The sequence below is a fragment of the Streptomyces sp. NPDC059989 genome (genome assembly GCF_042736975.1).
Taxonomy (GTDB): Bacteria; Actinomycetota; Actinomycetes; order Streptomycetales; family Streptomycetaceae; genus Streptomyces.
Map to the genome: position 1 here is coordinate 14,281 of NZ_JBHWUO010000076.1, position 13,673 is coordinate 27,953.

At 67.5% G+C, this 13,673-nt stretch carries 10 protein-coding genes and 1 pseudogene; 2 read left to right on the plus strand and 9 right to left on the minus strand.

Annotated features, from left to right (window positions below):
* Position 1: 1 nt before the first annotated feature.
* Positions 2–1,981, minus strand: a complete 1,980-nt coding sequence (locus ACFWBN_RS36610) for a S8 family serine peptidase (RefSeq protein WP_385185090.1) — start codon at positions 1,979–1,981, stop codon at positions 2–4.
* A gap of 1,051 nt (positions 1,982–3,032) precedes the next feature.
* Here ACFWBN_RS36610 and ACFWBN_RS36615 point away from each other — a divergent pair.
* A complete protein-coding gene (locus tag ACFWBN_RS36615) occupies positions 3,033–3,497 on the plus strand; it encodes a hypothetical protein (protein WP_385185093.1) in 465 nt (154 codons plus the stop codon).
* Positions 3,498–3,592: 95 nt separating this feature from the next.
* On the opposite strand, the gene ACFWBN_RS36620 is transcribed toward ACFWBN_RS36615, so the two are convergent.
* From ACFWBN_RS36620 to ACFWBN_RS36640, 5 genes are all read right to left on the minus strand, one after another.
* Positions 3,593–3,976: a transposase gene (locus tag ACFWBN_RS36620; RefSeq protein WP_385185096.1), complete on the minus strand. Its 384-nt coding sequence runs from the start codon at positions 3,974–3,976 to the stop codon at positions 3,593–3,595.
* Positions 3,977–4,274: 298 nt separating this feature from the next.
* The gene (locus ACFWBN_RS36625) at positions 4,275–5,876 is read right to left on the minus strand and encodes a S1 RNA-binding domain-containing protein (protein ID WP_385185099.1); all 1,602 of its coding nucleotides are present in this window, start codon (positions 5,874–5,876) and stop codon (positions 4,275–4,277) included.
* Entirely contained in the window at positions 5,827–6,429 is a 603-nt protein-coding gene (locus ACFWBN_RS36630) for a recombinase family protein (RefSeq protein WP_385185102.1), read from the minus strand. Before ACFWBN_RS36630 ends, ACFWBN_RS36625 begins: the two co-directional genes overlap by 50 nt.
* A gap of 159 nt (positions 6,430–6,588) precedes the next feature.
* Entirely contained in the window at positions 6,589–7,419 is an 831-nt protein-coding gene (locus ACFWBN_RS36635; protein ID WP_385185105.1) for a hypothetical protein, read from the minus strand.
* A complete protein-coding gene (locus tag ACFWBN_RS36640; RefSeq protein ID WP_385185108.1) occupies positions 7,416–10,433 on the minus strand; it encodes a Tn3 family transposase in 3,018 nt (1,005 codons plus the stop codon). Before ACFWBN_RS36640 ends, ACFWBN_RS36635 begins: the two co-directional genes overlap by 4 nt.
* 106 nt (positions 10,434–10,539) lie before the next feature.
* Here ACFWBN_RS36640 and ACFWBN_RS36645 point away from each other — a divergent pair.
* A pseudogene (locus ACFWBN_RS36645) lies at positions 10,540–10,899 on the plus strand (ATP-binding protein); the annotation flags it as partial.
* A 216-nt stretch (positions 10,900–11,115) separates the two neighbouring features.
* Here the strand turns inward: ACFWBN_RS36645 and ACFWBN_RS36650 are convergent.
* The 3 genes from ACFWBN_RS36650 to ACFWBN_RS36660 all read right to left on the minus strand — a co-directional run bounded on the left by ACFWBN_RS36650 (position 11,116) and on the right by ACFWBN_RS36660 (position 13,410).
* Positions 11,116–11,238: a hypothetical protein gene (locus tag ACFWBN_RS36650; protein WP_385185114.1), complete on the minus strand. Its 123-nt coding sequence runs from the start codon at positions 11,236–11,238 to the stop codon at positions 11,116–11,118.
* Between the two features lie 145 nt (positions 11,239–11,383).
* Positions 11,384–12,244, minus strand: coding sequence for a hypothetical protein (locus tag ACFWBN_RS36655; RefSeq protein WP_385185117.1), 861 nt, complete (start codon positions 12,242–12,244; stop codon positions 11,384–11,386).
* A 20-nt stretch (positions 12,245–12,264) separates the two neighbouring features.
* Positions 12,265–13,410 (minus strand): integrase, encoded by a 1,146-nt coding sequence (locus ACFWBN_RS36660; protein ID WP_385185120.1) that lies wholly within the window; start codon positions 13,408–13,410, stop codon positions 12,265–12,267.
* Positions 13,411–13,673 lie beyond the last annotated feature (263 nt).

Below are 13,673 nucleotides of genomic sequence, written 5' to 3' on the forward strand. Positions count from 1 at the left end.
GTTACGTCCGGCCGGGTCCGCCGGACGACTCGGCCACGATCGCGCCGCTGACGGCGAGCGCGAAACCCTGGCCCGGGTTGCCCACGTTGACCTGGGTTGCCACGACGGTGACCGTCCACAACCCGACCGCGGGGGCGTCGATGATCACGGTCTCCACGGGATTCACCACGTCAGGACTGCCACCAGAGACCGACCGGCCCGCAACCATTACGTTGCCTAGGTAGCGGGTCTGATCGGGGCTGGTCACGACGAGATCGAGGTTGTTGACCGTCGCGGCGCCTACGCCCGGCACCGCAGGGGCCGGCTCGGTCCAGGCCAGAGTCACCTTCAGGCGGTCGGCGCCGTCCAGAACCTCCACCATGTAGGCGTTCTCCTGCCCGGTGGACAGGCCCGCTGCGTTGCGCAGGTCCCAGATCTGCAGTCTGCGCGGACTCGCGGCGCCGAAGACGAGGCACTCAGCCAGCCGCACCAGTCCCCAGCCGGTGGACTCGCTCGGGTAGGCAGCCGCTGTCTCGACCGGGACTGCGGCGTGCAGGAGCATGGCCTTGAGCAGCGCACCTGAAGGAACGAACGCATCGCCGGGCGTAGCGAAGCCGGTGGGGTGGAAGCCCTCGAGGAAGTACTGCCGCACAAGTGCCGCCGCTGCGGCAGCCAGGGGGGTGGCGTAGCTGCTCGCGCAGGCCGACCGGGGGCCCGTGCGGCAGGTGGTCCCGTTCAGCGCCGACTCGACCCCGCACCCGACGACCATGAGGTCAGGCTTGACCCGCCCGTCGGCCGTGAGTCCGGGGGCGCCATCGCCCAATGACGGCGCCGCTGGGTCGGCCGTCGCTGCGCTCACGCACAGCGCGTTCTTCGCGGTGCCGGGAGGACCCTGCTGTTCACCGGAATTCCCGCTTGAACCGAGTACGAGGCAATCCTCGTTCAGCCAAGCGAAGGAGTCGACGTCCGCCGCTGTTACGTCATAGGTGGCGTGTCCGCCGCCCGGTGGCGTTGCGTGCCAGCTGTTGGAATGGATGACCGCTCCCGCTGCGTGGGCTGCACTGAGCTCTGCGAACAGCGTGGACGCCATCGGTGCCGGTGACGGGTCGAAGATCGTCAGGGTCCTCCGGTTGCCCAGGACGAGTTTGGCACCGTACGCGCCGCCCCGGCATGGCGAGCTGCCCGGTGCGCCGACGTCGTCGCCCGCCGCGCATCCGGCGACGAACGTCGCATGCGAACCGGGATCCTGCTCGTTCGCATTGCGCACCTGGATGATCTTGCGATGGTCCGGGCCGGGCGGCCGGCCCTCACCATCGATGAAGAAGCAGTGGTGCAGATCTGCGGGCCCGTTGTCGAGGATTCCGATCACCTGATGCTCGCCGTGCAGGCCGTGTTCCCAGATGCTCGCGATCATTCCGGCGGTTCCCGGCTGCAGGGTCGTCCCTACCCCGGAGTGGTCGTCGACGATCGTGGGCACTGGTTCGACCCACAGCACGAACGGCAGCGCGCCGACTGCTTCGAGCTTGTGCACGTCGAGGTTGAGCCGAATCGATTTCTCGCCACCGCTCACGGTCGCGTCGAGCACGGTGATCAGCTTGCCGCCCAGGTCGGCCAGGGCGTCACGGGCAGCGTCCAGGTCGGTGTCCGGGAAGACGAGGATAGTGAAGGCCGCGATGTCATCGTCGTCCGTAGGCGTTGTTGGTGCTTCCGGTGACACGCTCAAGCCGTCTTCGAAGCGGATGACCGCCCGGATCGCCGGATCCTTGCGAAGCGCCATGGCCGTGTCCGCCGAAACGCGCTCGATGTAGGCCAGATTCGGGACGTAGGCAGTAAGCCGCAAGCCAAACGTAGTGCGCAGGCGGGTGATCTGGTCGGCCGTCAATGGCCGGGTGACCTGCACGATCCAAGCCTTGGGCGATCTGGCGGCGGGTTCGTCATCGGACTGAGCCTGCAGCGGGTCGAATCTCCGACCAGCGATCGAGACGACGAACTCACTGTTCATCGTGCCTCCGTAGACACACCTGGGAGGAGTGCATCGTTACAGGTCACCGATGCGCCAACGCCGGATCCATGGCCGTTTCGTCGCGGGCGCCCGGTGGAGCTGGTCACTGGAGGTACCCAGCGCATCAATGCAGACGGCACGGGTCCGGTGCCCTTCTTCGGATCGGATTCGGCAGGTGAACCCGTCCAAGGCACGGGCGGTGCCATCGGTCTGTCTTGTGTGCCCAGGAGCCCGGCAGATTCGCCCCACATCATCGGCTGCGCCCTTACGGCGGAGCCGATGGCGCCGCCGGGAAGGCAACCGATGCAGTAGTGGACTCACCTCTACGGCCCAATTTGGATGCTCCAGCAAGTGAGACCGCAGGCAGGGAGAAGATGGGGGCCGGTAAGAACGCTGGCACCGATCCTGCTGGCCAATTCCGTTGCGGGTCGGTTGTGATGCTCGTTGGTCGTGTAGCGGTCGTGCTCTTCCGTCTGCGGTGGTGACAAGGTTTTTACCGACACCCGGAGTTGAGCGAGTTCAGGCCCCGCGTATGGCCGGGGCCTGTTCCGCCGGGAAGGGGTCACCCCGGGCGCGGCCGTCCCAGCGGACGCAGCGACGCCCATGCGTGCACAGCAGTCACCGCCGCCGAACACACCGCCATCGCCACCAGCCAACGGTCTGGGACGGGCGGACGCGCACCGCCCCACAAAATGACCAGCTCCGCTCCGGTAGGCCACAGCCACCCCAACAGCTCCCGCCTGTGCGTGCCCCGGGTCGCGTACAGGTATAGGTGCGGTACCCATCCCGTCCCCGCTCGACCGCCTCGCGGGCCTCGATCTCCAGGGACCGAAGGTCACCGTCGATCCGCTCGACCCGCTCGCGCTTCTCAGCGTCCGACAGGGAAGCGTCAGATTCAATCGAACGAAGCTCAGACACCACCGTGGCCCGCTTCTCCAGCACAGCGTTCGCGGCCGCCCTTCGGCTGACGGATGGTCGACACACCGTTCCATTTCTGAATGGTGCGTGTGCGGCCTGATTAGAATGCCAAACCTGCACGCAAGGAGATCCCATGGCTGACCTTTACCACTTTTGGACCCATGGTGTGAGCATCATCCCGGAGAAAACCAAAGAATTTACGGGAGATCACAATGGGCTGTTCCTTCAAAGGGCCGCCTGGGGAGCCCGCGTTAGGCAGAACCCGGGTACGGACAACTGGTTCCACTTCGCCATCCCTACCCCGACCATCCTGGATGGCGGGTCGTCGGTCTGGACCGGCGACGTGTGGATTCGAGTGAAGGTCAACAACGGGGCCACCGTCACCGGGGTGCGTGTTCATCAAACCGGTGGCCTGAACGCGGCCAGTCCAGTTCTCTTCGATGCCGGGCCGCTAAACATCACCGGTCAGGACACGCAGCTGACATTTCACACACCGCAGTCGACAACGGGACCCTACGTCGTGTCCACGCACGTGCAGTTTGAGAACGAGGGTGCCGAGATCGTCTTCGGTGGAGTCGGCGGTGGGTTCACGGGATAGAGGCGAAAGACTGATGGCGCCTTGCTCTCCGGAGTGGTACCGGAATCGCAGAAACTAATTAAGACCGTGTCACCGATCCTTCTGGCCATTGCGGATCACGCGGTGAGGGAGAGGTCGAGTCGGGCGAGGTGGCTGGTGCGGGTTCGGTCGAGTGGACGGCCGTTCCACCAGGCGTCGAGACGGATGAGGTTGAGCGCGATTGCCGAGAACGCGTGTTCCAGGTGGGTCTTCTTCAGGCCGCGGTAGCGGGCGCGTCTCATGCCGGTGACGGCGATGGCCTGGTGGATAGTGCCCTCGACGCCGGCGCGGGTGGCGTACTTCCCCCGCCATTCCTGGCCGGTCTGCTGGGCGCGGGCCTCATCGAGGACCTGCTGCTGATCGCGGGAACGAAGGTAGAGTGTGCGGCCCCCGTTTCTGGCCCGCGTGCACTTGTCGCGGACCAGGCATGGCTGGCAGGTCTCCTTGTCGAACTTGACCACGATGGCCTTGGTGCCGCGTTGAACGGCCGGACTCCACCATGTGCTGGGTGCCCGCAGGGGCAGGTGGCCTGCCGGTTGTCCCAGTCGATGGTGAAGGCGGTGCGGCCGAAGCCGGCACCGGAGCGGGCCTGGGGCGAGCTATCCAGCAGGACCGGGGTAACCAGGGTGACGCCGAAGCGCTCCTTCATGCCGACGATCAGCTCGGCGGAGGGGTAGCCGGAGTCCAGATAATGCTCGCCGGGCAGCAGGTCGCGGGCGGCGAGCATGTGGTGGACTGGCTCGGTCATCTCCGCGTCGGTCACGGTGGCGTCGGTGGCGGTGGAGTCCGCGGCCCACATGCCGATCCACCCTCACTGCCGTCCTCAGGCCGGGTTGTGCGGGCCTCGGTTTGCGACAAGGAGATGCGGCGGTGCGTGATGTCGACCTCCATGATCTTCACGGTGAGGGCGTCACCGACCTCGATGGCGTCTCCAGAGGTTTCGTCCAGATCTCTAGTGTGTACGAGCCCCTGGAAGCCGTCCTCTCGGTCTTCGATGCGGACGAAGACGCCGAACGGCACGATCGTGGTGACCGGTCCGGTGACCACCTGCCCGATTCGCTGTGCAACCTGCGGCCACGGGTCTTCCTGCAGTGCTCGCAGCGACAGCGGCACACGCTCCCGCACCATGTCGACGTCAAGGACTTCGGCGGTGATCTCCTGGCCGACGCTGACGACGTCGGATGGGTGGTTGATGTGCCGCCAGGACAGTTCGGGGATGTTGATCATTGCGGTAAAGCCGCCGATGTCCACGAAGGTGACGCCGAAGCTGGCGATGGTCGACACCGTGCCGGTGACGACCTGGCCGCGCCGCAGGGTTTTGAGGAAGGCCCAGTCCCGGTCGCTAGGCGTCAGCTCGGTCTGCCAGCGAGCGCGTAGAACGCCGTCGCTGTCGGGCAGCACCGCGGTGAACAGCGGGAGATCTTCACCGGCATACATGGATACGACGCCGGCAGCACGCGCGCCAGCGAGCCGGGAGGTTACTGCCTCGAACTGGGTCTCGTCCACGATCGTGCTCGTGATCTGCTCGTTCTCGTCCTCCCAGACGATCTCCACGAGGCCTTCGTCGGGCAGAGCGGCCACGGCCGTGTCGACGTCGGTGAGCAGGTCCGGCCAGACCGCCAACTGGGAGCGTGGGGCCAACTGGGAGCGCACGGTCTCGATGGAGTCGCGGGTCAGGCGGTGCCACCGGGAGGCGTTCGCGGCGAAGACCTCCTCCAGGAACACGGCGCGGTGGGCGCTGACGGTCCAGTGCAGGCGGGCCCAGAAGTCGGCGTCGGCCGGCCGCTGCACGTACGCGGGGTCGTCGGGGGCGAACTCGTACGGCGATGCGGCCAGGCGTTCTGGGAACAGGCCGAGCGCGCGAGTGCGGGTCAGTGCGGTTTCGCAGGGCAGGTTGCTGCCGATGTAGAGGTACTGGTCCCAGCCGACGTGCACCGTGAACGCTCCCTCCGCCTCCAGTCGGCACCAGGCTCCGTTGTCGCGGAGCATGGCCCGGACGAGTTCCAGGCCGACGGCGATCGGCACCAGCGCACCGTCGTGGAACCCGGCGGGGCCGGCCGAGAACAGGTCGGCCAGGCCGTAGCCGTCGATCGGTGGTTCCAGGCCGAAGTGGACGAAGCCGGGGAGCTGCGGCTCGCGGATCGCCAGCTGGTCGACGCCGGTGTCCTCGGCGAAGGCGGCGACGGCCCGCAGGTAGGCGGCTTCGACCGGTCCGTGGTCGCTGGTCGCGGGCTCGGCGCCGGCGTAGTGGCCGTGCTGGTCGCGGTCGGCGGGGTCGTACTTGGTGACCCGGTAGACGTAGGGCAGCACGTCACTGCCCGCCAGGGGTCGACGGTGCGGATGCGTTCTGATGGCGTTCAAGGACGCGGTAGACGGTGGCGCGGCTGACGGAGAAGAGCTCGGCCAGATCGGCGATGGTGTGCTCGCCGGACTGGTGCTGCTGGACCAGGTGGGTCTGCTGACGGGTGGTGAGCTTGGGCTGCTTCCCCTTGAGCTTGCCCTTGGCCCGCGCCACCGCCATGCCCTCGCGGGTGCGCATGCGCAGGAGATCGACCTCGAACTCCGCGAACGTGGCCAGGATGTTGAAGAACATCTTGCCCATCGGGTCGGCGGGGTCATACAGGGTGCCGCCGAGCGAGAGCTTGACGCCGCGGGCAGTGAGTGAGTCGCCGATGTCGCGGGCGTCGGGCACCGAACGCGCGAGGCGGTCGAGCTTCGGGACGACGAGGGTGTCGCCGGCACGGACCGCCGCGAGGGCCTGCGCCAGGCCGGGCCGGTCGCGGTTGGTTCCGGTCAGTCCGTGGTCCAGGTAGATCCGGTCCTCCGGGACGTCCAGACCGAGCAGGGTCTCGTGCTGAGCGGTGAGGTCCTGCTTGTCCAGACTGCATCTCGCGTAGCCGACGCGTTCACTCATGCCCGGAGCGTACGGTAAGCCCCCGCTCAGCGTACAAATCACCGGACACCCTAAATGAGACGCCATCAGCGCAGGTCGATCATCTCGACCGGGCAAGATCACAATTGTTCGGTGGGGGTTCCTCTAACGTACGACGACGCAGAGGGTGCCCGGCAGGGGTCAGGACCCAGGCAGGTTGACGAAGTACCTCCTGGCGGAGTCCCCGCGCATGGAGCGCGCCAGCTCGGCGACGTGCTGTGCCTGGGCGGCGGAGAGGCGCCGCGCCTCCCACAGCAGAACGGCGGCGTCCATCGCCTCCGGGGCCGGGACTGGTGGCAGCTCACGCGGATGTACGCCCGTCAGCGTGGCCAGTTCTCTGGCGTCGATCCCCAGCAGGGCTGCGAAATCCGTCACCAAGCGGGGCGTCAATTCCTTGCGGCCGTCGCCGATCACACCGTAGGTAGACGCGGACAGGTAGGTGGGCGTCACTACCGCAAGGACCTTCGCCATGCCCGACCAGCCTAGATTGCGGTATTGGAGCATGCGGATGACCCAACCGCCTGGACCGGCATGGGCCGCGAGCCGCTTCACGGCGAAGACGGAAAATCGTTTCTCCTGCGGCAGTGAGCGGATGAGCTGCAGGAGTTCACGCCGCTCAGCAGAAGGTAGGTGCACCGCATCCATCACGATGTACGGTGCCCACCGCTCGGCCGCGGCATCCAACGGGGCCATGTCCTCCGGGACCGCCAGTCCCGCGAGGATGAACAGATCGACTGCGCGGAAGCCCACGACAGGCGCGATCCGCCGGAGGAGCCCCTCGCTAGGGGCTTCCCCCGCGAGTACCCCTCGGACTGCGTTTGCCGTCAACTCGGCGCGTTTGGCCAGCTTCTGCACACTGAACTCTCTTTGGTCCAGCAACCGAGCCAGCATCACGCCGAAACCGGGGTGCTCCGTCATGCCCGCAGCCTCATTCATCTGCTGATTGAACAGGTGCGGAATCGAAAGGATCAAGGCGTCATCGGGTCCGAGGTTCGCGCGGAGTGGTCTTGCGGGGTGCGCTGTTGCGGGAGGAGCGGGCCGAGGTGCAGGTGGCGGTTCATGTCCAGCTCGAACCTGCCGTAGGGGTTCACGTGCGTCCAGAAAAGCGGGGAGAGGCCGCGCCGGTCTGCCGTAGTGAGCTTGTCCGCCCACTTCGACTCGGCTAGGACCTCTTGGACCAGGAGCGTGTTGACGTGGACCAGGGCCGACTGGAGGAGGTGGAGGGCGAGCATCGAGATCTCCTGGCTCTCCTTGTCCTTGCCCGTCAGTTCGCCGTCCTTGCCGTAGAACAGGTCATGGTTCGCGCTGTTCCAGTTCTCGACGACCTGCAGGCCCTCACCGATCTCACGGCGCAGGTCGGCGTCGGCCAGGTAGTCGCAGATGAAGGCGGTGCGTACGGCCCGCCCCAGTTCCTCGATGGCCCGATAGGTGGGGTGCTTGGGACCTCCGCGGGTGAACCGGCGCAGGACCTGCTCGGCTTCTGCTGTGCCCAGGCGCAGGGCGGTGGTGTATTTGACGATCTGGTCGTACTGCTGGCGGATCAGTTCCCAGTCGATCGTCTTGGTGGACAGCACCGGGCCTAGCTGCGGCCACTGCTCGTCCTCGCCGGCGGCGGGGCGATACAGCCGGGCCGAACCGACGTTCTTCAGCCTGGGGAGCAGATTGAATCCGAGCATGCGAGCGAACGCGAAGCCGACGATGGAGGCGCCATGGGTGTCGGTGTACTGCCGGTCGACCTCCATGTCGGTGCAGTGCCGCAGCACGCCCTCGATCATCGAGGCGACCTCGGAGGCCGAGCAGTGCTTGAGCTGGGAGTAGATGCACACCGACTTGCGTTCCACATGCCAGTAGATCATCACGCCCGGCCCCCGGTAGCGCTGGTGCCACTCGGTCATGAAGTTGCTGGACCAGGCACCGAACTTGCGGCTATCGGAAGCACACGCGGTGCCCGCGCCCCACCAGGTCTCGTCCCTGGCTGCGAAGGTGTGATTGACGAGCTTGATCAGCGCGGACCTCATGTTGGTCCGGTTCACGAAGAGGTGCCGGATCCGGCGCAGGACCGCCTCGGACTCACCGTGCTTGCCGGTGGCCACTACTCGCTTGATGCCCATGTTGGTGCCCAGCGCGAACAGCACCAGCAGCAGCCGGCGCCGCAGGACATCACGTGGGACCGCCTCCCGCGAGGCCACCGAGGCGAACTCGGAGGTGAAGCTGGTGGCGAACTCGGCTTCTTTGAGGATGTCGATCAGGTCGATCGTCCCCCAGCGGCGCTGAATTTCGGCTTTCAGCGCGACCAGGTTCTCCGGCTCCTCCTGCTTGGCCAGCGGGGACACCTTGATCCACGGCTCGCCATGCTTCCTGATGATCTCCACCCCACCCGTGGTGCCCAGCTCCAACGCGCGGTCGAAGCCCGTGAGCGCGTCGCGCAGCCGCTTCTGCAGGGCGGCGATGAACTCCTGCGGGTCCTGCGGCTGGCGGATCGCCGAGTAGTGCACGTCGCGGTTGTCCTCGAAGTCCGGGGGCAGGTCGTCCTCCGGGTTGCGCCAGCGGCTGGCCCCGGCCACCCAGATCTCGCGACGCCGCAGCGCGTCCCGCAGGCTGACCAGCACGCACAGCTCGTAGGGAATGCGCTCGACCCGGCCCTTGTCGTCCACCACCGCGGCCCGCCACTGCTCGGGCACCACCCCCTCCAGTGGCACTCTCTCCGCCGCGTCGAAGAACGCCCCGTCCTTGATCGGCTGGTCCAAGTAGCGCTTGAGCAGGTCGATCGCGTCCATGACCGGCCTGTAGGCGGTGTTGTTGCTCTTCAGCTCCCAAGCCGACAACAGCGGCGAGAGCATTCGGCGCCAGTGCGCCGAGTACGAGGACCGCAGCACCGTACGGATCCGAGCCTTGTACTTGGCCTCGTTCGCCGCGGCCTCCGCCGCCAGCGCCTTGAGCATCTTCTCCCCGCCGACCGCCGGATAGATCACCTTGCGGACCGTGCCGGACGGCTCGGCCAAGGCAGCCTCGGCGACCCGCAGCATCATCGCCTCCTTGCCGCGGACCTTCTTCAGCTCCTTGACGAACTCGCCCTCGACCTTCTTTTCCGCCCGCGTATTGATCTTCTGCACCAACTGGATGAACAGGTCCACCAGCGAGTCGGTGATCTCGGTCTCGCGCACATGGCACAGCGCCGCCAGCAGCGTGTACCGCACAGGCCCCGGCGCGGCCACAAGGTCCGACGGATACTCCTTCGCCGCACGCGCCCGCCACGCCGACACCAACTTCTCCGAGAACTCCCCGAACAACTCGGGCGGCAGCTCCAACTGACGCACCCGCTGCAGCTTGTTCACCTCCGTCAGCAGGCTGTCCAGGCCCAGCGCGCCGGGGTCCGCCTTCAGCTCGGTGAAGAACGTCCGGCCCCCGCCCACCCTGCCCTCATCCCCGTCGTCATCAGCTACCAGGTCGTCCAGCCGGGACCGCGAGGCCGCAGACAACCGCTCCACCGTCGTCGCGCAGAACCCCTCCTCGAAGGTGTTCACTGCCGAGGCGACCAGCCGCGTGACCTTCGCGGGCGCCGGCGGTTCCAGGCGATCGTTGCGGCACCGCGCTACCACCGCTGCCGCCAGCCGGTCCCTGTTCAGCTCCACCGGACACAGCTCGGCCGCCAACCACTGCGCGAGCTGGACCTGGTCCTCCTGTGTGCACTCGCGGAACCTGAATGCCGCCCGGACCTCCATCCGGTGCCGCTTGATCGCCCGCCCGGACCAGTCGTAGGCGCCCCACTCCTCGGTGAGCACCTTCACCTGCTGGGCCACGTAAGACACTGCGGCCGCCGGGACCTCCGCCGCTTCCTCCGGAAAGCATGCCTCCACCTCGAAGAACTTCAGCAGCAGTGCGAAGCCCAGCCGGTTCGCCCCCGACTTGTTCCGGAGCCGCTCCTGGTCCTCCTCCAGCAGCGTCCAGACCTCAATCAGGTCCTCCGGTTCCCACTCCCGACGCACGCCCGACCCCTCTCTTCGACCACCACAACGCGACCAAGTTGAATGCGAGCACCACAGAGGCAGGGCCAGAACGCCGGAAGCCGGGACAACCGGTCGTCAGATCGGCTACAGAGAGCTACTTGTCACTTCGCGGCAGCTTCGGGAGTACAGGGCCTACACCGGTGGCACTCTGGTGATGCCCATGACTGTTCTGGTCGAGCAGTACTGGCGCGAGATCAGCTCGGGCCTCGCCCAGCATGCCATTCCGGTACGGCACTTCGTCCTCCACGCTGACCAGGACACCCTCCGCGGGCGCATCGCGGGGGACACTGTTCTTGGCCCCAACTCCCCGTTCCGTCTCAAATACCTTGAGCCCTACGCCGAGGCAGCCCGCACCTGGCTACACGCCGAGGCTGAGGTCATCGACACCACGCACCTCACGCCCGCCCAGGCCGCCCTGCAGATCGCGGAGGCCGTCAAGAGTTGAGGTCCGCCCGCCACTGCGACGCTCAGGTGGGCCACCCTTGACGCTCACGGGCGAACTCGGCCGCTCAGTCTCACTAGTACCGGGGCTCGTCGCCGCCCTCCGGTTCATCGGACCCTTGGTCGTGCTCGCCGGTCCAGGTGCCGAACGGACCGGGGAGACCCGGTTCCTCTGCGCCGAGCTGGCGGGCACCGCCCTTGAGCCGGTGCTCGCCAGGGATCATCGGGTGCCCGCTTCGAGCTGGGCGGGGATGCGGCTGGCGCGCAGTTCCTGGAGGTCGGGAATGTGGTTGTAGAGGGTGCCGGGGCTGACTTGCCGCTCCTTGCCCTGGTCCTCGTCCACCGCAAGTCGCCAGCCGAACGCCTGCGCGGAAAGCTGCCAGGCTACGGCCGCGGCCTCAGGCCTGGTAAGCCCACATGTTGAGGTGTCGCGTATTCTCTGGCGATTTCCAGCTCGATCACCCTGAGTAGCCGGTGGCGCCTACTCATCACTCTGCGCCGTCGTAACCGAGCGCGCAGGGCGGGATCGTCCAGCGCATCGTTGCCTGGCCCGTGGGGCCAGGCTGAAGAGTCACGGGATAGACCTGTCCGAAGCGGCGTTCGCCGCGATGTCGCATCGAGTGGTCGTCGCTGTCCCAGCTGATTCCCAGAACGGGGCAGTCAGCGACCTCGATGGCGCCGATCCGAAGCGGGTGGGTCCAACTCGCTCGGTTGAAACGGTGGAAGTCGGTGTGCTCATCGACTGCAACCATGACGCCCCCGCCCTGTTCGCCGCCTTTCCAGTCGTTGAGGGCGTCGCCGAGCTTCTGGGCGTCATTGAGCGGGAGGTCGAGCCACCCTCGCACTTGACTGCCGTGTCGCAAGATCAGGTCTCCGCCGAACTGACGATGGGCGGCCTCCGCGTAGGCTCCCCAGTAGCCGACATCGGCAAGGCCGTCGGTTGATGGGTGGCCGTCTCCGGTCCAGGAGTCCAGGGCAAGCGCATCACCGAGCACCATGCCGCAACGGTCGACCGGTAGGTCGCCCAGGATGATCGGCTCGTCTCCTGCGGTGCCGGCCCAGGGCAGACCGAGATCGATCTCAAGCACTGCGATGGTTGGTCCTCCGTCGAAGGGCGACGTCGCCGTGCTGGCCCGCACCATCAACGGCCTGTCACCGGCAGCGCGAACCGCGACCATCTCACACATCCAGTCTTGGACGTGTCCGCCGCCGATCGATGCCGCTGCACTTGCGCGCTCGGACAGCGTTCGGCCCAGCTGCGGCCAATAGTCGATCCACGACGCCATCCCCAAGACGAGGACTCCCGACGGCGCCGTCACGACTCCCAGGTCAATGTCACTCTCAGCCATGCGGCGATGGAAGCTCACGGCTACAGCCCGATCCCGTACAGCGGGTTCAGTTCCTCGTCGAAGGCGGCCGCGCGGTCGTGGTAGCCGGCGAAGGCGCGGGATCCGTCGGCCCAGCCGCCGTGTCGGGAGGCTTCCAGAGGGTCCTTCTTGGCGTGGCGGGTGGCCTCGGCATAGCCGCGGCGCAGGGAGTGGCCGGTCCAGCGCGGGGCGCCGTCGGGGAGGACGTCGCCGGGGCGGGCGGTGAGGCCGGCGCGGCGGGCGGCGCGGGTGACGATGTCGGCGACGCCTTCGGCGGTCATCCGGCCGGTCGGGTCGCCGATGCGGCGGCCGCCGCGGTGCATCGGGGGGTTGATCCGGCCGTGGCGGTCGATGCGGACGAACATCGGGCCGGTCGGGTCGTAGCCGTGGTTGAGGAGGGCCTGGCGGTAGGTGCGGAGGGCGCGGACCGGGCAGGTGGAGGCGTAGCTGCCATAGGGCACGCCGAGAGGCTGGTCGGTGGTGACCTTGGGCCGGTAGAGGTCGTAAAGCAGGCCCTGGTCGTCGTCGGTTTCGGTGGCGTCTTCCCAGTCGAGGAGGGCGGCTTCGCTGGAGCGGGCGGCGAGGGCGAAGCCGGTGGTGAGGGCAGCGGCGTCGCGGGCGCCGATGACGGTGGCGGTGTCGGTGGCGGCGATCATCTGCCGAAGCACGCGCGGGGTCGCGGCCGAGGCCTTGCGTGTCTTGCCGCGCGGGTCCTTGGCGGCCTTGAGTGCGGCCTCGTACCCGCGCAGTACGAGGCGGGCGCCGGTCTGGGACGGCTGGGGAAGGCCGGCGGCCTGGTGGGCGACGGCGATGGCGGCCATGGCGCGGTCGATGGAGCTGGGCTTGTACGGGCGGCCGGTGCGTGGCCGCGGGGTGAGGGTGCACCAGGTGACGTACTCGGTCAGGGTCTCGGCGGTCGCGGGCAGCGGGCAAAGGCCGGCGGTCAGGGCCCACTGCTCGAACCTGGTCCAGTCGCCGAGGTAGCCCCGCGCGGTGGCAGCCGGCACACCCTTGGCCATGGCGGCGAGCGCGGCCTCGGACAGCTGCTGCCGGACGCCCGGGACGGCGGCCGCGGTGCCGCGCCCCGCGGCGGCCCCGAACGCGACGGTGGCGGAGGTCCCGACGCGCTTCTCGACCGCGTGTCCCATGCCTGTCTCCCTGTCATCCGGCGTCCGTCTGCTGGCTCTTGATAAGGCAACTTATCAAGAGCCAGACCTAACGCCGCGTCTGTGCTGCGCCGGCCGCTGCTGTTGAACCGGGGAGTTCCCCCGCGAAGGGATGGAGCACGGATTCCGCGGGGAGCGGGGCCTTGCGGGGCTAGGGCCTGTGTGATGTCGTGATCAGTTCCTGGCTTCTGGCCTCTTCGCGAGGTGGAACCCAGTAGGACTGTGGTCGTGACGCGTAGGCAACT

Bases quoted from the DNA above. Each gene is read 5' to 3' on its own strand.
- ACFWBN_RS36610 (WP_385185090.1), bottom strand. From the start codon at position 1,981: ATGAACAGTGAGTTCGTCGTCTCGATCGCTGGTCGGAGATTCGACCCG.
- ACFWBN_RS36615 (WP_385185093.1), top strand. From the start codon at position 3,033: ATGGCTGACCTTTACCACTTTTGGACCCATGGTGTGAGCATCATCCCG.
- ACFWBN_RS36630 (WP_385185102.1), bottom strand. From the start codon at position 6,429: ATGAGTGAACGCGTCGGCTACGCGAGATGCAGTCTGGACAAGCAGGAC.
- ACFWBN_RS36655 (WP_385185117.1), bottom strand. From the start codon at position 12,244: ATGGCTGAGAGTGACATTGACCTGGGAGTCGTGACGGCGCCGTCGGGA.
- ACFWBN_RS36660 (WP_385185120.1), bottom strand. From the start codon at position 13,410: ATGGGACACGCGGTCGAGAAGCGCGTCGGGACCTCCGCCACCGTCGCG.